Annotated in this window: 14 protein-coding genes; 6 read left to right on the top strand and 8 right to left on the bottom strand. The window is 74.5% G+C overall.

Annotated elements, in window-relative coordinates:
• Positions 1 to 6 precede the first annotated feature (6 nt).
• Positions 7 to 468 (top strand): GNAT family N-acetyltransferase, encoded by a 462-nt coding sequence (locus OOK31_RS07285; protein WP_267011503.1) that lies wholly within the window; start codon positions 7 to 9, stop codon positions 466 to 468.
• A gap of 19 nt (positions 469 to 487) precedes the next feature.
• Here OOK31_RS07285 and OOK31_RS07280 read toward each other — a convergent pair whose 3' ends face one another.
• Complete coding sequence (locus OOK31_RS07280; RefSeq protein ID WP_267011502.1) at positions 488 to 811, bottom strand: hypothetical protein; 324 nt, start codon at positions 809 to 811, stop codon at positions 488 to 490.
• Positions 812 to 850: 39 nt separating this feature from the next.
• Entirely contained in the window at positions 851 to 2110 is a 1260-nt protein-coding gene (locus OOK31_RS07275) for a M14 family zinc carboxypeptidase (protein WP_267011501.1), read from the bottom strand.
• Positions 2111 to 2303: 193 nt separating this feature from the next.
• Between OOK31_RS07275 and OOK31_RS07270 the strand changes: the two genes are divergently transcribed.
• Entirely contained in the window at positions 2304 to 2948 is a 645-nt protein-coding gene (locus tag OOK31_RS07270) for a dihydrofolate reductase family protein (RefSeq protein WP_267011500.1), read from the top strand.
• 18 nt (positions 2949 to 2966) lie between these two features.
• On the opposite strand, the gene lpdA is transcribed toward OOK31_RS07270, so the two are convergent.
• Positions 2967 to 4406, bottom strand: coding sequence for a dihydrolipoyl dehydrogenase (gene lpdA, locus OOK31_RS07265; RefSeq protein ID WP_267011499.1), 1440 nt, complete (start codon positions 4404 to 4406; stop codon positions 2967 to 2969).
• Between the two features lie 83 nt (positions 4407 to 4489).
• Between lpdA and OOK31_RS07260 the strand changes: the two genes are divergently transcribed.
• Positions 4490 to 5392, top strand: coding sequence for a LysR family transcriptional regulator (locus OOK31_RS07260; RefSeq protein ID WP_267011498.1), 903 nt, complete (start codon positions 4490 to 4492; stop codon positions 5390 to 5392).
• Here OOK31_RS07260 and OOK31_RS07255 read toward each other — a convergent pair.
• From OOK31_RS07255 to treY, 4 genes are all read right to left on the bottom strand, one after another.
• On the bottom strand, positions 5364 to 6482 hold the full coding sequence (locus tag OOK31_RS07255; protein ID WP_267011497.1) for a hypothetical protein: 1119 nt from the start codon (positions 6480 to 6482) through the stop codon (positions 5364 to 5366). The genes OOK31_RS07260 and OOK31_RS07255 overlap by 29 nt on opposite strands.
• Positions 6479 to 7780: a hypothetical protein gene (locus OOK31_RS07250; protein ID WP_267011496.1), complete on the bottom strand. Its 1302-nt coding sequence runs from the start codon at positions 7778 to 7780 to the stop codon at positions 6479 to 6481. The genes OOK31_RS07255 and OOK31_RS07250 overlap by 4 nt, the downstream gene beginning before the upstream one ends.
• A 4-nt stretch (positions 7781 to 7784) precedes the next feature.
• Positions 7785 to 9602 (bottom strand): protein kinase, encoded by a 1818-nt coding sequence (locus OOK31_RS07245; protein ID WP_267011495.1) that lies wholly within the window; start codon positions 9600 to 9602, stop codon positions 7785 to 7787.
• 76 nt (positions 9603 to 9678) lie between these two features.
• On the bottom strand, positions 9679 to 11961 hold the full coding sequence (treY, locus tag OOK31_RS07240; protein ID WP_267011494.1) for a malto-oligosyltrehalose synthase: 2283 nt from the start codon (positions 11959 to 11961) through the stop codon (positions 9679 to 9681).
• Between the two features lie 82 nt (positions 11962 to 12043).
• Here treY and OOK31_RS07235 point away from each other — a divergent pair, with 82 nt between their 5' ends.
• Entirely contained in the window at positions 12044 to 13351 is a 1308-nt protein-coding gene (locus tag OOK31_RS07235) for an MFS transporter (protein ID WP_267011493.1), read from the top strand.
• On the opposite strand, the gene glgX is transcribed toward OOK31_RS07235, so the two are convergent.
• Positions 13336 to 15450, bottom strand: coding sequence for a glycogen debranching protein GlgX (glgX, locus tag OOK31_RS07230; RefSeq protein ID WP_267011492.1), 2115 nt, complete (start codon positions 15448 to 15450; stop codon positions 13336 to 13338). The genes OOK31_RS07235 and glgX overlap by 16 nt on opposite strands.
• Before the next feature lie 295 nt (positions 15451 to 15745).
• Here glgX and OOK31_RS07225 point away from each other — a divergent pair, with 295 nt between their 5' ends.
• Together OOK31_RS07225 and OOK31_RS07220 are read left to right on the top strand one after the other, a co-directional pair.
• On the top strand, positions 15746 to 17005 hold the full coding sequence (locus tag OOK31_RS07225; protein WP_267011491.1) for an SAV2148 family HEPN domain-containing protein: 1260 nt from the start codon (positions 15746 to 15748) through the stop codon (positions 17003 to 17005).
• Positions 17006 to 17106: 101 nt separating this feature from the next.
• A complete protein-coding gene (locus OOK31_RS07220; protein ID WP_267011490.1) occupies positions 17107 to 17826 on the top strand; it encodes an exonuclease domain-containing protein in 720 nt (239 codons plus the stop codon).
• Positions 17827 to 17962: the final 136 nt, after the last annotated feature.

Here is a 17962-nt window from a genome sequence, read left to right as displayed (position 1 = left end):
GGCTCCATGACCCACGCACCCGTCGTCCGCCCCGCCCGGCCCGAGGACCTCGCGCGCCTCGTGGAACTCATCCACGAGCACGTCGCCTACGAGCGCTCCGCCCCCCGCCCTCCCGGCCTCGCCGAGCGGCTCGGGCCCCTCCTGTTCGCCGAGGACGCCCCGCTGTGGGTGCTGCTGGCCGAGACCCCGCAGGGCGCGGTGGCCGGGTACGCCGCCTGCTCGCGGGAGTTCGCGTTCTGGGACGCCCGCTCCTACCTGCACATGGACTGCCTCTACCTCGCCGAGCAGGCCCGGGGCCACGGCCTGGGCGCCGCCCTCATGGCGGGCGTCGCGGACCTCGCCCGCGAGCTCGGCCTCGACCACGTCCAGTGGCAGACCCCCGACTGGAACGAGGGCGCGATCCGCTTCTACGACCGCCTCGGCGCCGGCTCCCAGCCCAAGCGGCGCTACGCCTGGCCGGTGGAGTGACCGGGTGGGGCGCAGGGGCTCAGCAGGAGTCCGGCGGCGCGGGCCAGCCGTCGGCGCCGGCGAAGAGGTAGGCGTACACGGCCCGGAGGTAGTGGTGGAGGGTGTCCTCGTCCGGGAACTCCAGGTTCGTCAGGCGCTCGTACGCGCCCACGTCGACCCGGTCGCGCAGGAGTTCCTCGAAGCCGCGGCGGACGCTCTCCGCGTACTCCGGCCGGAAGGAGAACAGGGTGCCGCGGAGGTCCCAGCCGGTGTCGTACGCCTGCTCCAGTTCGAGGTACGTGCGCAGGAAGCCCCTGAAGCGCCGGTCGTCGTCCGCCCCCGTGCCCACCGCGTTCCGTTCCACGGTGCCGGAGTGTAGCCGCTGCCTTTCCGGCGACAGGCCCTAGCTTCCGCGCAGCCGCTCGTACGCCGCCAGGACCGTCCGGGACTGGTGTTCCACCTGGGTGGCCACCGGCACCCAGCGTGCCTGGAAGCGGTCCGCGAACTCCTCGCACCACCCCGTCAGCAGCCGGTCCAGCGAGGCCGCCGAGGGATGGCCCTCGGCGCGCAGGACCCGCAGCAGCATCGCGGCCGCGCGCAGCGACAGCCGCCGCGCGAAGGCGTCGATGCTGCCGATCGACGCCGCCGTGGCCTCGGCCGGCGCCCCGCGGCCCGTCCACTCGGCGGCGACCGCGGGGATCAGCCGCAGCGTCCAGTCCACGGCCCGCAGCAGGGCGGCGGCGTCGGGGGTTCCGGTGCGGGGTCCGGCGTGGAGCGCGTCCCGCAGTCCGGCCACCCGGGCGGAGTCCTCGGTGAGCCGTCCGGCCAGCATGCGCAGGGCGCCCCGGGGGTCGGGGTGCGGGGCCGGGTCGTCCACCAGGTCCGAGGCCCACATGGGGACTTCGACGATGGCGGTCGTGCCGTGGTGGCGATGGGCGCGGTACCAGGTGCTGAGCCGGACGTCCTCCGGGTGGAAGGCCCCGGCCGGGTCGTCCCGCTCGGGCATCACGAAGATCCCGGGCCCGGGGGAGGACCAGCCGGCGGCGTCGGACGCCCCGGTCTCCACCGGGATCCGCAGCTCGGCGGCCGACTTGCCGAAGGGCTCGGCGAGACCGGGGATGTCCCGGGTGAGCTGCACCCAGGACCCGCCGAGGTCGGTCCCGTGCAGGGAGACCTGGAGCACGGGGCGCAGCTCGTCGATCAGCGAGGCCAGGGTCACGGTCTCGGGCGGGAGCCGGTCCGGGGTGAGTAAGGACGGCGCCCACTCGGGCTGTTCGGGGCCGGGCGGCCGGTAGAAGTTGCGGTGGTAGTCCGCCAGCGAGTACGGGCGCGGGGTGCGGTGCAGGTCGGCCCCGTCCGGGTCGGCGCAGAGCAGGAAGTGCCAGCCGGCTCCGCCGCCGCCGTCCCGGATCACCCGCCGGGCGAGGTCCAGCGCGGTGGCCCCGCCGACGGGCTCGTTGGCGTGGGCCCCGGCGACGACGAGCACCTCGCGCGGCCCCGGGCGGCCCGGCCGGGCGACGCTGAGCAGCCAGAGCGGCCGCCCGGCCCGGGAGAGCCCGGCCTGCCGGAGCCGCACCAGACGGGGGTGCTCGTCGGCGAGGGCCCGGGCGGCCAGGGCGAGTTCGTGGGGGGTGGGGTAGCGCATGTCACGGAGGAGGGTCACAGGGGATGCCATGCCCGCCCGGCGGAGGGCGAATCGCGCGCGTGGGGGTCGACGGGGCGCGTTCCCCGGCGGCGGCGCCGGCCGGGCGAGATCCGAAAGGGACGACCTGGGAGCACTTTCCGGCGCGGCGATGAGTTTTCCCGGTCCCGGGAGTCTCATCGTTGTCGACAGTCGACCGCGCAGGAGGAGACACGTGGCACAGCTGCTGAGGGTCCAGAACTTCAACGTCTCGAGTGACGGGTACGGCGCCGGTGAGCACCAGAGCCTCGAAAGACCGTTCGGGCACGCCGACCCGGGGCAGCTCTTCGCCTGGGCCGGGGCCACCGCGAGCTGGCCCAACCGCACCGATCCCGGCGGGAGCCGCGGCCTCGACGACTACTTCACGAGGGATTTCACCCACAACATCGGCGCCGAGATCATGGGCCGCAACAAGTTCGGACCCCAGCGCGGGCCGTGGCAGGACCACGACTGGCGCGGCTGGTGGGGCGACGAACCCCCCTTCCACACCCCCGTGTTCGTGCTGACCCACCACGAGCGCCCGTCGTTCACGCTCTCCGACACCACGTTCCACTTCGTCGACGCCGACCCAGCCGCTGCCCTGGCCCTGGCGCGGGACGCCGCCCGCGGCAAGGACGTCCGGCTCGGCGGCGGGGCCATGACCGTCCGGGAGTTCCTCGACGCCGACCTCGTCGACACCCTCCACGTCGCCGTCTCCGACGTGCGGATCGGCTCCGGCTCCCGGCTGTGGGAGTCGCCCGAGGAACTCCTCGACCGGTTCCACCTGGAGGTGGTGCCCAGCCCGAGCGGGGTGCGGCACCACCTCTTCTGGCGCAAGTGACGGTAGCGGCGGCGGCCCCTACTGCTGGTGCAGGCCCCGGCCCGCCAGGGTCAGGAAGGCTTCGCCGACGGCCTCCGAGAGGGTGGGGTGGGCGTGGATGTGCCGGGCCACGTCGGAGGGTTCGGCGTCCCAGCCCACGATGAGCTGGCTCTCGGCGATCATCTCCGACACGTGCGGGCCCACCAGGTGCACCCCGAGCACCCGGCCGTCGCGCTCGGCCACCACCTTCACGGTGCCGCCCTGGCCGTGGACCATGCCCTTCGCGACGGCCGTCAGCGGCATCGAGTTCACCACCACGTCGTACGCGGCCTCGCGCGCCTGCGCCTCCGTCAGGCCGACCGCGGCCGTCTGCGGGGCCGAGTACGTCACCCGGGGCACCGTCGCGTAGTCCACCGGGGCGCTCGCCAGCCCGGCCAGGGTCTCCGCCACCAGCATGCCCTCCGCGAAGGAGGCGTGCGCCAGCCCCAGCGAGGGCGGCGGCAGCAGGTCGCCCACCACGTGGATGCCCGCGACGGCCGTCTCCAGCCGGGACCAGTCGGCCGGCGCCACGAACCCCCGCTCGTCGGTGGCCAGTCCGGCCGCCGCCAGGTCCAGGCCGTCGGTCACCGGGACCCGCCCGACCGCCACCAGCAGGCGCTCCGCCCGCAGCTCCCGGACCTCCCCGCGCGCCGTGCGCACGGTGGCCCGTACGCCGCCCGAGGCCAGCCGCTCGACGCCTTCCATCCGGGCGCCGGTCTGCACGTCGATCCCGCGCTTCTTCAGGCCGCGCGCCAAGTGCCGGGACACGTCCACGTCCTCCAGCGGGACCAGCCGGTCCGCGGCCTCGACCAAGGTCACCTCGGCGCCCATCGACCGGTGGAAGGAGGCGTACTCCACCCCGATCGCCCCGCCGCCCAGCACCAGCACCGAATCCGGCAGCCCCGGCGCGAACAGGGCGTCGTCACTGGTCACCACCGTGTGCCCGTCGGGCTCCAGACCCGGCAGGGTCCGCGGCCGCGAGCCCGTCGCCAGCACGATCCCCCGGGCCGCGGTGAACTCCCGCCCGTCCTCGGTACGGATCGAGCGGGGGCCGGTCAGCCGGGCCCCGGTGCGCACCACACGGACCCCGGCGTGCTCCAGGTGCCCCTCCACGCCCTTGTGGTTGCGCGAGACGATGTCGTCGCGGGTGGCGGTCAGCGCCGACCAGTCCACCGAGTCGAGGCTGGCCTTGACCCCCCACCGCTCCCGGGCCTCCGCTATGCCGTCGACGAGCTCCGCCGCGTGCAGCATCGCCTTGCTGGGGATGCAGCCGCGGTGCAGGCAGGTCCCGCCGACCTTGTCGCGCTCCGCGAGCAGGACGCTCAGGCCGAGGGCCGCCGCGCGCAGCGCGGTGCCGTACCCGCCCGTGCCGCCGCCGATCACGATGACGTCGTAGGTGGTGGTGTCGTTCTCGCCGCTGGTGTCGCCGTGTGAGGTCATGTGAGGAGTCTGCGGCGGGCTTCGGCACGAGTCCAAGGCAATGATCTTCTAGGATTCATGCACGTTCTCTATGCTCCCAGGTCATGAGCCTGCGTCAGATGGAGTACTTCCTCACCGTCGTCGAGGAGTCCTCGTTCACCCGAGCCGCCGACCTGCTCCACGTCACCCAGCCCGCCCTCTCGCACCAGGTCAAGGCCCTGGAGCGGTCGGTCGGCGGTGACCTGCTGGAGCGGATGCCGCGCGCGGTGCGGCTGACCCCCATGGGCCGGGCCTTCCTGCCGTACGCCCAGCTCGCCGTCCGCAGCGCCCGGCAGGCGGAACGGGCCGCCCGCGCCGTCGCCGGGGCGGCCGGCGGGGAGCTGCACGTCGCCACCGTCCACGCCGTCGCCGTCGGCATGCTCCCGCCGCTGGCCGCCCGGTGGCGGGCCGCACACCCGGGCGTGGCCCTCGTCCTGCGCGAGTACGGCTCCACGGAGGTGCTGGAGGAACAGCTGGAGCGCGGGGCCGCCGACCTGGCCGTCGGGCCGCAGCCCAAGGAATGGGCGGGGCCCGTGGTGCCGGTGGGCCGGGAGGAACTCGTGATCGTCGTGCCCTTCGACGACCCCCTGGCCGGGCGGGGCGCCGTCCGGCTGGCCGAGCTCGCCGACCGGGACTGGATCCGCTGCGCGATGGAACCGCTGGTCGAGGGGCAGCCCGTCATCGACCGGGCGTGCGGGGCGGCCGGGTTCGTCCCGCGCACGGTGATGCGTACCGAGCACACCTCGACGGCCGTACGGATGGCCGCCGCCGGGGTCGGGATCGTCATGGCCCCGGCCCACATGGTCCGGGGCGCCGTCGGCGAGGACTGCGTCCTGCTCTCCCTCGACCCGCCGTGGCACCGGCCGCTCGCCGTGTTCTCCCGGGTTCCGCTGACGGGCGCGGCGGCGGCCTTCGCCGGGCTGCTGGGGCAGGGGGCCGCTACGGACGGGAGTGCTCGGCGAGACTGAGCAGCAGGTGGGCCGATTCCGGGTGGTAGAAGTCGGAGTGGGCGCCCACCGGGTTGATGCGGGTGCTGCGGTAGCGCCAGCTCGCGTCGACGTTGACGAAGGTGTGGTCCAGCGACCGGAGCGGGTAGGGGGTGTCGGCGCGCAGCAGCCGGGTGGACCAGACGTCGCTGGGCGCGAGGGCGCCGGCTTCGGCGAGGGTGGTGGCGGACGTGACGCGCATCCCCGAGTGGCCGATGCCCGAGCGGCCCTCCCCGAGCAGGTGCCAGAAGCCCGTCGCCCGGTCGTACCGGGAGTGGGTGAAGACCATCGGGCCGCCGACCGGTGAGGTGTGCCCGAGCGGTCCCGGGCGCAGCCGCCGGAAGGTGGAGTCGAAGGCGGAGGCGGGCGCGGCCATCTGGAACACGGTGAGCGAGTCCACGGTGAAGGGCCGCGAGGGATGGGTGGCCGTGCTCCACCCCAGGGTGTCCCCGTGCGCGGCGTCCGCCGCCGCGGTCACCGCCTCGCACAGGAAGCGCCCGCCGAAGGAGTGCCCGACCAGGTGCAGGTACTGGCCCGCCCGGGTGCGCAGGGTCCCCGGCGCCGCCGGATCGCCGCGCTCCGCGTGCAGGTAGCCCAGCAGGTGCCCCAGGACGTGCGGGGCGTAGCCCGTGCCCTCGGCGCTCATGTCGTGGGCCCGCTCGCGGACCTCCTGGTAGCCGCCCTTGGTGAGGGCGGACGAGGACGGCCAGCGTACGACGACGGTCCAGGGCGCCCAGCGGTCCTCGTCCAGCCTCGGGTAGAGCGCGGCGCGGGCGGCGCGCTGGCGGGCCATCAGCGTCAGCAGGCGACGGGCGCCGCGGACGGCGGAGTCGGGTTCCGTGCGCCAGCCGTGGACGTGGACGATGATGTCGGTGGCCCAGGAGGGCGGGTTCAGCCGGTCGGCGAGGTGCCCCGCCAGCAGGTCGGCGCGTACCCGCCGGCCCGTGGCCGAGGACAGCAGCCAGCCGTCGGTGTCCAGGTCCACGGTGGTCAGCGCGTCGGCCAACGGTTCCGCGGGCCGGGTGCGGCGGCCCAGGATCCGGGCGAGCCGGCGCGGAGCGCGTGCGGTCATGGGGTGGGTCCTTCCTGGGGTTCGGGGACGAGACGGCTGTCGAGCCCGCAGACCAGGCCGTACGTGAGGGCCAGCGGGTTGCGGTACTCGGCGGCGAACCAGCGCACGGTCTCCAGCACGGCCAGGCCGGCGGGCAGCCCGTCGACGACGTAGCGGGTCAGGAACCGCAGGGCGAACTCGGCGCCGAAGACCTGCGGCATCTCGATGCGCGGGGCGAGGACGCCCGTGGCGCCGTGCAGGACGAAGGCCGCCGAGAGGCTGTGGTAGCCGGAGGCGGCGGGGGCGCCGGCGAAGCAGACGTTCAGCACGACCATGGGGTGGAAGAGGGACAGCGTGCCGTCGCGCGCGTTGGCCTCGGTGTGCGGTTCGCGGTAGCTGTCGACGAGTTCGCCGTCGATCGGCAGCGGGTCGCTGAGCCGCATCTCCTGCCAGGTGTGGGCGCCCTGGGTGGTGTACCGGCCGTGGCAGAAGAAGTACATCAGGTCCTCGGCGAGGGCCGGCCGGCGCAGGGCGTCGAGCAGCTCGGTGCCGAGGAACCGCTCGGTCAGCTCGGTCCGGTCGTCGAGGAGTTTGCGCACCTCCGGTGCGAGCGGCTTGCCGGTCAGTTCCTCGTCGGCGTTGACGCTGGCGACGGGGCGGGTGTGCCGGGCCACGTACCAGAAGTCGCTCGGGTACGCCTTCGTCAGGGCCTCGATCTGGTGCCGGTGGCCCAGGAAGGCGTCGAACGGGTCGGCGATGGTGCCGGCGTCGTGGGCGGCCGGGCCGACGGCCAGCATGCTCCAGGGGATGTCCAGGTCGGAGACGAAGCGGATGCGCAGGTCCCGCCTGGCCAGGACGTCGAGCAACCGGGTCCGTACGAAGGCCAGCTCCCGGTCGTCACCGGCGAGCAGCTTGCTCAGCAGGTTGCGTCCCTCGGCGGCGAGGAAGGCCACCTTGGCGAGCACCTCGGCCGGGGGACGGCCGCTGAGGTCGGCGAGACGTTTGAACGGCAGCTTGTCCAGCGGCTGGTGGGGCAGGGCTTCGGGCTGGTACTCGACGAAACGCTGCCAGTGGGATATGAGTCGGGCCGACAGCGCCTCGAGCCGCTCCGCGTCCGTCTCCAGGGTCGCGTCGAGCGTGCCGTTGCTGGGCTGGGGGACGATCCGGGAATCGCCCCACAGGGAGAGGCCGACCTTTCCGCCGGCCGGCCTGCGGAGGGTGACCACCAGATCCCGGGGCCCGCAGGACGGCGGCTGGGGCAGGAGCCGGTAGAGGTCTCCGGGATCCTGGGGTGCTGTGAGTTCGAGCTCGACGTCCAAGGGTTCAGAACTCCGCTGGGTCGTGCCGGGCAGGTGCGAGGAGCGCGGGCTCCTCGACCTCCAGGGTCGCATTCAGTTCCTGCAGCACCACCCCGTGGACGCGCTCGAAGACCGTGATGCGCAGCACGTGCCGTCCGGGTGTCCGCGCGGTGAACTCGAAGGCGGCGGGCCCCTCTTCGGGGTCCTGCGGGCGGTAGCCGCGGCTGGCCGGCACGATGTCCGCCCCGGCCGCGAGGGTGGAGGCCACCAGGACGAGTTCCGCCGGTGCGGTGGTGTCCCCGGCGGGCCGGTGCCACGGATGGCCGGGCGGGACGTCGAGGACGAACTCCAGCCGTACGGGCCGGCCCACGCGGGCCGGGGCGTCGCGCATCGTCAGCCGGGGCGTGCAGGCGGGCAGCCGGGGCGGGGGCGCCGCCGCGGGCCGCCCCTGCGGCTGCGGCGGCGGCCCGGCCGGACGGGGGCCTTCGGCCGCCGCGGCGGGTCCCGCGCGTCTGCCGGGCCACCACGGCCTCCCGCGCATCAGGGCCCAGCAGTTCAGCCCGGCCCGGGCCAGCACCTGGACGATCCCGTACGCGAGGCCGAACAGCACGGAGCCCACCAGGGCCGTTTCCACGTTGGGTGCCGAGGGGCGGCTCACCAGGTGCCAGCCGAAGACGGTGACGAGCACGCCGGACAGGAAGGCGGCCACGACCCGGCTGGTGACGGTGGTGAAGAACTGCACCAGGGTGTCGCGCAGGTGCTGGTAGAGCGACTTCGGCCGCCGGTTCGCGACGGCCCAGTGGCCCGCGGCCATCGGCTCGTGCTGCTCGGCGATGCCGGAGAGGGTGACCTCGGCCGTGCCGGCGGAGCTGCGGGCCCCGGAGTGGGGGGAGAGCAACAAGGCCAGCAGGAGGCTGAGTTCGCGCTCCTTGGCGATCCGTGGCGGGCGGGCGTCGTGGATCGTCCGCACCCAGCGGAACTTCCTCAGCGGCCCGTACAGCAGGCTGCCGGAGCCGGCCAGGATCTCGTAGAGGACCATCCCCATCGCCCACAGGTCCCCCGACGGCGTCGGGGCCGGAGGCCGGTCGGTGCGGCGGTCCGCCAGCTCGGGTGCGGTGTACGGGGAGTCGGGCCGCCAGGGCCGCACCCACGGGCCGTGGTCCCCGTCGGGCGCGGGCAGGAGCCCGTAGCCGGCCAGGGCCAGGGTGCGGTCCGCGCGGAGGAAGACGTTGTGGGGGGTGAGCTGTCCGTACGCGAGACCGGCGGCGTGCAGCTCCCGGAGCCCTGCCGCCATCTCCGCGCCGAGGAAGGCCGCGCCGGCGCCGTCCAGCCGGCCCTGCTCCCGCATCAGGCGGTCCAGGGAGCGGGGCTGGACGGGATCCATGACCACCCACAGCGCACCGTCCTGCTCGAACGCGTCGTGGACGGCCAGCAGATGGGCGCTCTTCGTGTCCTCGACCCTACGGACCTGCCCCAGCAGGCTGCCGGGGGGCAGGGGCGTGTCGGTGTCGGTGTCGGTGGGCCCGGGCTTGGTGGCGAACCCCCTGACCGAAAAGCCCTTGGCCGCAGGCTTCTTGGTAGAGGGTTCCTTGCCGGAGGCCCGCTTGCCGGAGGCCCCCTTGCGGGACAGCGCCGCGGGGGAGCGGTCCCCCGGCAGCCGTCTCCTGGGGGGCCAGGTGCGGTCCTCGCGCATCCGGCCGCCCAGCGGCCGTAACTGCTGGACGAACACCTCCGCCCCGGTGCGCTGGTCGTACGCGGACCAGTACGTCACCGGACCGTGCTCCTCCCAGGCACGGTCCAACCAGTACCGCTCCTGGAGCACGCCCGGGCTCTCCAACGGCATCTCCCCGCCCCTCCACCCGGCCCAGTGGCCCGGGTGTGAGGAAGCGTAGCGGCCGGGGGCGCGGCGACGCAGGCGATCAGCGGTGGATCCACACCCCCACCGGGTGCCCGCCCAACAGGACCGCCACCTCCGCCCCCGTCCCGCCCGCCGGGCGCCCGCACCACGGCAGGACGGGCGTCCAGTCGCCCGGCGGGAGGGCCAGGCGGGTGCCGCGCCAGCCGCCCGACACGGCCAGCCGGTGCGACAGCCGGGTCACCGCCACCAGCAGCCCGGGGGAGCGGGTGAAGGCCACCACGTGCTGCGCCGCCGGGCCCTGAGCCACCAGCGGGCCGTACCCCCGGAACAGTCCCGGGCGGGCGCGCCGCAGCCGTAGCAGGGCCGCCGTCAGGGCCAGCTTCTCCTCCGCGAGACCCTGCGGCGCGGCCCCCGCGTCCAGGGCGGCCAGCGCCTCCCGGGGCAGTACGGCGGGGCGGCGGTTGTCCGGGTCCACCAGTGCCCGGTACTCGCTCTCCGAGCCCTGGTACACCTCGGGGACCCCGGGCATCGTCAGGTGCAGCAGGGTCGCCCCGAGCAGGTTCGCGCGGGCGGCGGCCGCCAGTGCGGGCGGCAGCCCCGGCGCCCGGCCCGGCACCAGGTCCGCGATCCGGGCCTCGTACGCCGCGTCGGGGTCGGTCCACGAGGTGCGCAGCCCCGCCTCCCGGGCCGCCTTCAGCAGGGCCGCCGTGAGCCGGGGGCCCCGCTCGGGTACCTCCCCGAGGCCGAGCGCGCTCTGCCGGGCCACCCAGCCGAGCTGCGGATCCGGCCCGCCCGGCGCGCCCATCGCCTCCGGGGCCTCGGAGAGCACCGCGATCCGCGCCCGGACGTCGGCACTGCGCTTCGTGTCGTGCGTGGACAGCACCGTGCCCGAGGCGGGCCAGTCCCGTTCGAGGTGCGCGCAGTACGCGTGGAAGGCGTCGGGCGCCACCGCCGGGGCCCCCGGTTCCCCGCCGACCTCGGTGGCGGACAGCAGCGGGGCCCAGCGGTAGAAGGCCCGGTCCTCCAGGGACTTGGCGCGCAGGGCCGCCGAGGTCTGGGCGAAGCGGGCCGCGAAGGCCGGATCCCGCAGCAGGAGGCCGCGTACGCCCTCCACGGCGGCCGTACCGGCCCGCTCGGCCGCCCGCTCCAGGGTCCCCGTCGAGGGCCCGGGCCCGCCCGGGTACGGCCGGTACACCGGGTAGGCGATGAGCAACTCCCGTACGGCGGGCGCCGCTTCGGGACCGGTCCAGCGCTCCAGGGTGGTCAGCTCGGCGGCCAGGTCCACGGTCAGCACCTCCCGGGCGGCCGCCCCGGCGGTCTCCTCCCAGGCGGGCAGCCCGGTGGACTCCTCGTAGGCGCGGGCCAGTTCGGCCGTGCCCGCCGGATCGGTGAACAGGCCGTCCAGCCGGTGCAGGGCGTCGTACCCGGTGGTGCCCGCCACCGGCCAGGCGGGCGGCAGCCGTTCCTCGCGGGCCAGGATCTTCTCCACCACCACCCAGCAGGCGCCGCCCACCGCCTCCCGCAGCCGCCGCAGGTACTCCCCGGGGTCCGCCAGCCCGTCCACGTGATCGATCCGCAGGCCCGCCGCAACCCCGTCGCGGACCAGCTCCAGCACCTTCGCGTGGGTCGCGGCGAATACCGCGGGATCCTCCACCCGGACCCCGATCAGGTCCGAAATGGTGAAGAAGCGGCGGTAGTTGAGGTCCGTGCGGGCCTCGCGCCACCACGCCGGCCGGTACCACTGCGCCGCCAGCAGCTCCGGCAGCGGCAGCCGCGCCGTCCCCGCGCGCAGCGGGAACTCCCGTACGTCCTCGCCCTGTTCCCCGTACCGCAGGACGCCCGCCCCGGCGTCGACCCGCCAGGCGCCCGGCTCGGCCGGGCCGCCCAGCACCGGCAGCAGCAGCTGCCCGCCGCCCGCCTCCCAGTCGATGTCGAACCAGCGCGCGTACGGGGAGTGCGGCCCCTCCCGCAGCACCTCCCACAGCGGCAGGTTCAGGCTCAGCGGCGCCGGGACCGCCATGTGGTTGGGCACGATGTCGAGCACCAGGCCGAGCCCGTGCGCCCGCGCGGCCGCCGCGAGCTCCCGCAGCCCCGCCTCGCCGCCCAGCTCGGCCCGCACCCGGGAGTGGTCGGTGACGTCGTAGCCGTGGGCCGAGCCGGGCACGGCCTCCAGCACGGGCGACAGGTGCACGTGTGACACGCCGAGCGACGCGAGGTACGGTACGGCTGCCCGCGCCGCCGCGAACGGGAACGCGGGGCTCAGCTGAAGGCGGTAGGTGGACGCCGGGATGACGGGTGTCGGAACATCAGTTTCCGAGGTACTGCTCGAGTACTGCTGGGTCATGAGAACGTACGTACCCAGTGCACGCGATTCCGTGCCATGACCCAATGCATCCGGGTGACTGCGCCGGGTTAACGTTCATCAGGTGTTTGGAACCGTCGACACCTATCGAAAAGTCATCGCCCTGACCGGGCCCCTACTCCCCTTCGTCTCGTTCTTCGCCCGACTGCCCGTCGCGATGTCCCAGTTCGGGAGCGTCCTGCTGGTCGCGGAGACCAGCGGCTCCCTCGCCACCGCCGGCATCGTCGGCGGCACCCTCTCCGCCGGCCAGGTGGTCTTCGGACCCGTCCTCGGCCGGCTCGCCGACCGCCACGGACAGCGCCCCGTGGTCCTCGGCGCCGCCGCCGTCAACGCGGTCGCCACCGCCGCGCTCGTCGCGGGCGCCCTCGGCCACCTCGCCACGGCCCCGCTGGCCGCGATCGGCGCCGTCACCGGCGCCTCCGTCCCCCTGATCGGGCCGCTCGCCCGCAGCCGCTCCGTGGCCCTGGCGCACCGCGCCAAGGCCGACGAGAGCGTCGTGGGCGCCATCCACTCCCTCGAAGGCACCCTCGACGAGGTCTCGTTCGTCATCGGCCCCGCCCTCGTGGGGATGGCCGCGCTCGTCGCGCACCCCGCCTTCGCCCTCGGCGGCGCCGCCGCGCTGGTCGCCGTCTTCGGCACCGTCTTCGCCCTGCACCCCAGCGCCGCCGTCACGGCGGGCTCGCCCGCACCGGCGCGCAGCGGGGGCCGCCGGGTCCGGCCGCCGGGCGTCGTCCACTCCGTCCGGGGGACGCTCTTCTTCCAGGGCGCCATGTTCGGCGCCTGTCAGGCCGGGATAGCCGCGCTGACCGTCCGCCTCGGCGTGCCCGGGCAGGCCGGCATGGTCTACGCCGCCATGGGCGTGGTCAGCGCCGCCGTCGGCCTCGGCATGGGTGCGCTGCCCGCCCGATTCGGGCTGCGGCTGCGCTGGCGGGTCGCCACCGCCGCCGGGCTGGCCCTGTCCGTGCCGCTGCTCTTCACCGACAGCCTGCTGCCCCTGTACGCGGTCGTCACCGTGCTCGGGGCCGCCTGCGCCCCGCACCTGATCACCGCCTTCGCGCTCACCGAGCGGTCCGTGGAACCGGCCCGGCTCGCCGAGTCGATGGCCTTCGCCGCCAGCTCGCTGGTCGCCGGCCAGGCCGTCGCCCTCGCCGTCTCGGGACGGCTCGCCGAGCGGTACGGTCCCGCCGGGGCCTTCGCCGTGGTCACGGTGGCGGCCGCGATGTGCCTGTGCCTGGCCCTGTTCACCCGGGTGCCCGCCGCCCGCGCGCACGCCACGGCCGCCGTCCCGGCCCCGGCCCGGCCCGCAGGGGCGGACACCCGCTCCGCGGTCACCGCGGACGCCGGGGAGCCGACCGCCTACGCCGGCCGCTGAAGCACCACGAGACACCGCCCTGTCAGCGCCACCCGGTCCCCGGCCGCGTACTGCGGCCCGGTGCCGGGTGGCAGTACGTCCGCCCGCGCCGTGTCCACGACCAGCCGCCACCGCGCGCCGTGCCCGGCCGGGACGGTGAAGTCCTGCGGATCGGCGCCTGCGTTGAACATCAGCAGGAACGAGTCGTCGGTGATCCGTTCCCCGCGCGTGCCCGGCTCGGAGATCGCCTCCCCGTTGAGGAACACCGTCAGCGCCCGCGCGTGCTGCGCCTGCCAGTCGCGGGCCCGCATCTCCTCCCCGTGCGGGGTGAACCAGGCGATGTCGGAGAGCTCGTCGTGGGTGCCCTCCACCGGCCGGCCGTGGAAGAAGCGGCGCCGACGGAACACCGGGTGGTCGCGCCGCAGCCACACCATCCGGCGGGTGAACTCCAGCAGGGCGGGCGGGGGTTTGCCCGGTTCGGGCCAGGTCAGCCAGGACAGTTCGTTGTCCTGGCAGTAGGCGTTGTTGTTGCCGTCCTGGGAGCGGGCGAACTCGTCGCCGTGGCTGAGCATCGGCACCCCCTGCGAAAGCATCAGGGTGGCGGTGAAGTTGCGCATCTGGCGCTCGCGCAGCTCCTGGACCTCCAGGTCCGCGGTCGGCCCCTCGACCCCGCAGTTCCAGGACCGGTTGTGGGTCTCGCCGTCCCGGTTGCCCTCCCGGTTGGCCTCGTTGTGCTTCTCGTCGTACGAGACCAGGTCGTTCAGGGTGAAACCGTCGTGGCAGGTGGTGAAGTTGATGGAGGCCAGCGGGCGCCGCCCGTCGTCCTGGTAGAGGTCGGAGGAGCCGGTGAGGCGGCCCGCGAACTCGGCGAGCGTGCGCGGCTGCCCGCGCCACAGGTCCCGTACGGTGTCGCGGTACTTGCCGTTCCACTCGGTCCACAGCGGGGGGAAGTTGCCCACCTGGTAGCCGCCCTCGCCCAGGTCCCAGGGCTCCGCGATCAGCTTCACCTGGCTGACCACCGGATCCTGCTGCACCAGGTCGAAGAACGAGGACAGCCGGTCGACCTCGTGGAACTGCCGGGCCAAGGTGGCCGCCAGGTCGAAGCGGAAGCCGTCCACGTGCATCTCGGTCACCCAGTACCGCAACGAGTCCATGATCAGCTGGAGCACGTGCGGGGAGCGCATGAGCAGCGAGTTCCCGGTGCCGGTGGTGTCCGTGTAGTGCCGGGGGTCCTCCGCGAGCCGGTAGTACGAGGCGTTGTCCAGGCCCCGGAAGGAGAGGGTCGGGCCCAGGTGGTTGCCCTCGGCGGTGTGGTTGTAGACCACGTCGAGGATCACCTCGATCCCGGCCTCGTGCAGGGCCCGGACCGCCGACTTGAACTCCAGCACCTGCTGGCCCCGGTCGCCGGAGGCGTAGCCGTTGTGCGGGGCGAAGAAGCCGATGGTGTTGTAGCCCCAGTAGTTGCTCAGCCCGTCGTTCACCAGGCGGTGGTCGTTGACGAACTGGTGAACGGGCATCAGTTCCAGTGCGGTCACCCCGAGTTTGGTGAGGTGCCCGATCACTGCCGGGTGCGCGAGGGCCCCGTAGGTGCCGCGCAGCTCCTCCGGCAGGTCGGGGTGACGCATCGTCAGGCCCTTGACGTGGGCCTCGTAGAGCACGGTGTGGTGGTACTCGTGGCGCGGCGGCCGGTCGTTGGCCCAGTCGAAGTAGGGGTTGACCACGACCGAACTCATCGTGTGCGGGGCCGAGTCCAGGTCGTTGCGCGAGTCGGGACGGCCGAAGTGGTAGCCGTAGACCTCCTCGCCCCAGGAGACGCTGCCGCTGACGGCGCGGGCGTACGGGTCCAGGAGCAGCTTCGCCGCGTTGCAGCGCTGTCCGCGCTCGGGCTCGTACGGGCCGTGCACGCGGAAGCCGTAGCGCTGGCCGGGCATGACCCCGGGCAGGTAGGCGTGCCGGACGAAGGCGTCCGTCTCGCGCAGTTCGACGGCGGTCTCCGAGCCGTCGTCGTGCAGCAGGCACAGCTCGATCCGTCGGGCGGCCTCCGAGTAGACCGCGAAGTTGGTTCCGGCGCCGTCGTACGTGGCACCCAGCGGATACGCCTGTCCCGGCCAGACCTGCATGGATAACGACTCTTCCCCTCCTGGTCGGCTTGATCCGGCATGGATCACGTCACAGCCAGATCTTCCCCGAAAGAGGGCCCGCACGCGTGGACTTGGGATGCGCCTGACGGGTGACCCGGAGAGCTGATATGCGGGTCAGCACACTGTCGGGGCATCACATAATGAGTCAACGGACAGCCGCGCCGAGGGGCGTAGGGTCACCTCGGACGGCTTCGGGCTGCAACGGGCCGCGCGCGCGGAGTACCCTTCCGTGATCACTGGAGACGGGCGTCCAGACGCAGAAGGCGGTGCACGGGTGAGCTCGGGAGGTCTGGAGCTGCCCCCTGGTGACAGCGGTCACGAGGGTGGCCCGGCGGACGCCCCTGGGGGTGTGGCGGGCGCGGCGGCGGCCGGGACGGTGTCCCTGGCGGCGCCGGCGGCCGGGGAGGTACGGGCCGGGGCCGAGCTGGACTGGGGCGCGGACGCCTGGAGCGAGGTCCGTACGCGGGCCCAGCGCGCGGGCCGTGCGTACATCTGGCTGAACCTCATCGAGCAGCGGCTGCGGTCGGTGGTCGGCGCCGTGCTGCGGCCCGTCTACGAGCCGGTGCACGGCGGCGACGACTGGGTGGTCGCGGCCGCCGGTCCCGCCGGCCAGGAGTGGGTGCAGCGCGCGGTCGCCGTCCGCGAGGTCAGCCGCCGCAAGGGCTACCTCCTCGACCCGGCCGACGACAACGTCCTCAGCTTCCTGACGCTGCCGCAGCTGCGGGAGCTGATGGTCCAGCACTGGCCGTGCTTCGAGCCGTACTTCGACGACCGGCGCGAGATCGAGCTGGCCCTCGACGAGCTGGAGGTCACCCGGAACGTGGTCTCCCGCAACCGGGCGCTGTCGCGGGCGGTCCTGGAGCAGGCCGAGCGGGCCTCGGCGCGGCTGCTGGAGGTGCTCGGCGCGGGCTCGGGCTCCCCGTCGGCGGACCGGCTGCCGATCGACGCCGTCGAGGACCTGGTCGGCGACCGGTACGCCGACGTCATCTCCGTCCACCCGGACCGGGTGCGGCTCCAGCGCCAGCTCCCGGCCGAGGACCTGTTCGGGGGCGCGCGGCGCCTCGACGCCATCGGGATAGGCCTCAACCTGCTGGTGCAGAACTTCTCCGGCCGCCGGCTCGTCCGGCTCAGTGAGGCGGGCTGCCGGGTACGGCTGCTGTTCCTGAACCCGGCGAGCAGCGCCGTCAAGCGGCGCGAGCGGGAGCTCGGGCTGCGCAAGGGCGAGCTGAGCCGGTCCGTGGAGATGAACATCCTGCACGTGCGCCGGGTGCGGGCGGGGCTGCGGGACCCCTCGCGCTTCGACATCCACGTCTTCGACGAGACCCCGCGCTTCACCGCCTACCTGGTCGAGGGCGAGTCCTCGGGCATCGCCGTGGTCCAGTCGTACCTGCGCCGGGCCCGGGGCATGGAGGCGCCCGTGCTGGTCCTGCGCGGGGGCGGCCGCGGGGTCCCCAAGGACGCCGACCACGGCCTCTTCACGACGTACCGGGAAGAGTTCGAATCGGTGTGGGAGGACTCCCGGCCGGTGTCGTGACGCGCGGGGCGGCCGCCGCCGCGGAGCCCCGGGCGCCGGGGTGTCAGTGGGGCGTGGCAGGCTGAAACGCGTTGACCGGACATACGGGGGAGGGGCGCGTCATGGAGGCGTGGCACGGGGGAGCACTGATCGGGTTCGATCTGGAGACGACCGGCACGGAGCCGGGGGAGTCCCGGATCGTGACCGCCGCGGTGGTCGAGGTGCGCGGCGGCGAGGTACGGGGCCGGCGGGGCTGGCTCGCGGATCCGGGCATACCGATCCCGGAACAGGCGTCGGCGATCCACGGGATCAGCACCGAGCGGGCCGTCGCGGAGGGCCGCCCGGTGCGCGAGGTCGCGGACGAGATCGCGCGGGCGCTGGTCGGGCACTGGCGGGCCGGGGCGGTGGTCGTCGCGTACAACGCGGCCTTCGACCTGACCCTGCTCTCGGCGGAGCTGGCCCGGCACGGGCTGCCCTCCCTCGCCGACCGGCTCGACGGGGCCGAGACGGGGCCGGTGGTGGACCCGCTGACCATCGACCGGGCCGTGGACCGCTACCGGCGCGGCAAGCGCACGCTGGAAGCGGTGTGCGGGGTGTACGGGGTCACCCTCGACGCCGCGCACGACGCCGGGGCCGACGCGCTGGCCGCCGTACAGGTGGCGCGGGCGATAGCCGACCGGCACCCGGAGGTCGCCGGACTCACCCCGGCCGACCTGCACGTCCGGCAGGGCACCTGGCACGCCCGCTGGGCCCGGGACTTCCAGTCGTACCTGCGCGGCCAGGGCAGCCCGGACGCGGTCATCGACACGGCGTGGCCGCTCCGGGGGCTCGCGGCGGCCTGAGGGTCAGCGGGCGCTCGTGCCGGGCGACCTTCGCCGAGACGGCGTCCAGCAGCGGTCCGAGCCGTTCGGCCAGCTGCTGGTCGCGGGGCCAGGTCCGCCGCCCGGGGGCGGACGCGGGCTCGCGCACGGTGGCATG

The sequence above is a fragment of the Streptomyces sp. NBC_00249 genome (assembly GCF_026342355.1).
Taxonomy (GTDB): Bacteria; Actinomycetota; Actinomycetes; order Streptomycetales; family Streptomycetaceae; genus Streptomyces.
This window is presented reverse-complemented; position numbering and strand designations above follow the sequence as displayed.

Coding starts and splice junctions, on each gene's coding strand:
- OOK31_RS07285 (WP_267011503.1), top strand. CDS start 7: ATGACCCACGCACCCGTCGTCCGCCCCGCCCGGCCCGAGGACCTCGCG.
- OOK31_RS07220 (WP_267011490.1), top strand. CDS start 17,107: ATGGAGGCGTGGCACGGGGGAGCACTGATCGGGTTCGATCTGGAGACG.
- OOK31_RS07255 (WP_267011497.1), bottom strand. CDS start 6,482: ATGACCGCACGCGCTCCGCGCCGGCTCGCCCGGATCCTGGGCCGCCGC.
- glgX (WP_267011492.1), bottom strand. CDS start 15,450: ATGCAGGTCTGGCCGGGACAGGCGTATCCGCTGGGTGCCACGTACGAC.
- lpdA (WP_267011499.1), bottom strand. CDS start 4,406: ATGACCTCACACGGCGACACCAGCGGCGAGAACGACACCACCACCTAC.
- OOK31_RS07245 (WP_267011495.1), bottom strand. CDS start 9,602: ATGCCGTTGGAGAGCCCGGGCGTGCTCCAGGAGCGGTACTGGTTGGAC.
- treY (WP_267011494.1), bottom strand. CDS start 11,961: ATGACCCAGCAGTACTCGAGCAGTACCTCGGAAACTGATGTTCCGACA.
- OOK31_RS07260 (WP_267011498.1), top strand. CDS start 4,490: ATGAGCCTGCGTCAGATGGAGTACTTCCTCACCGTCGTCGAGGAGTCC.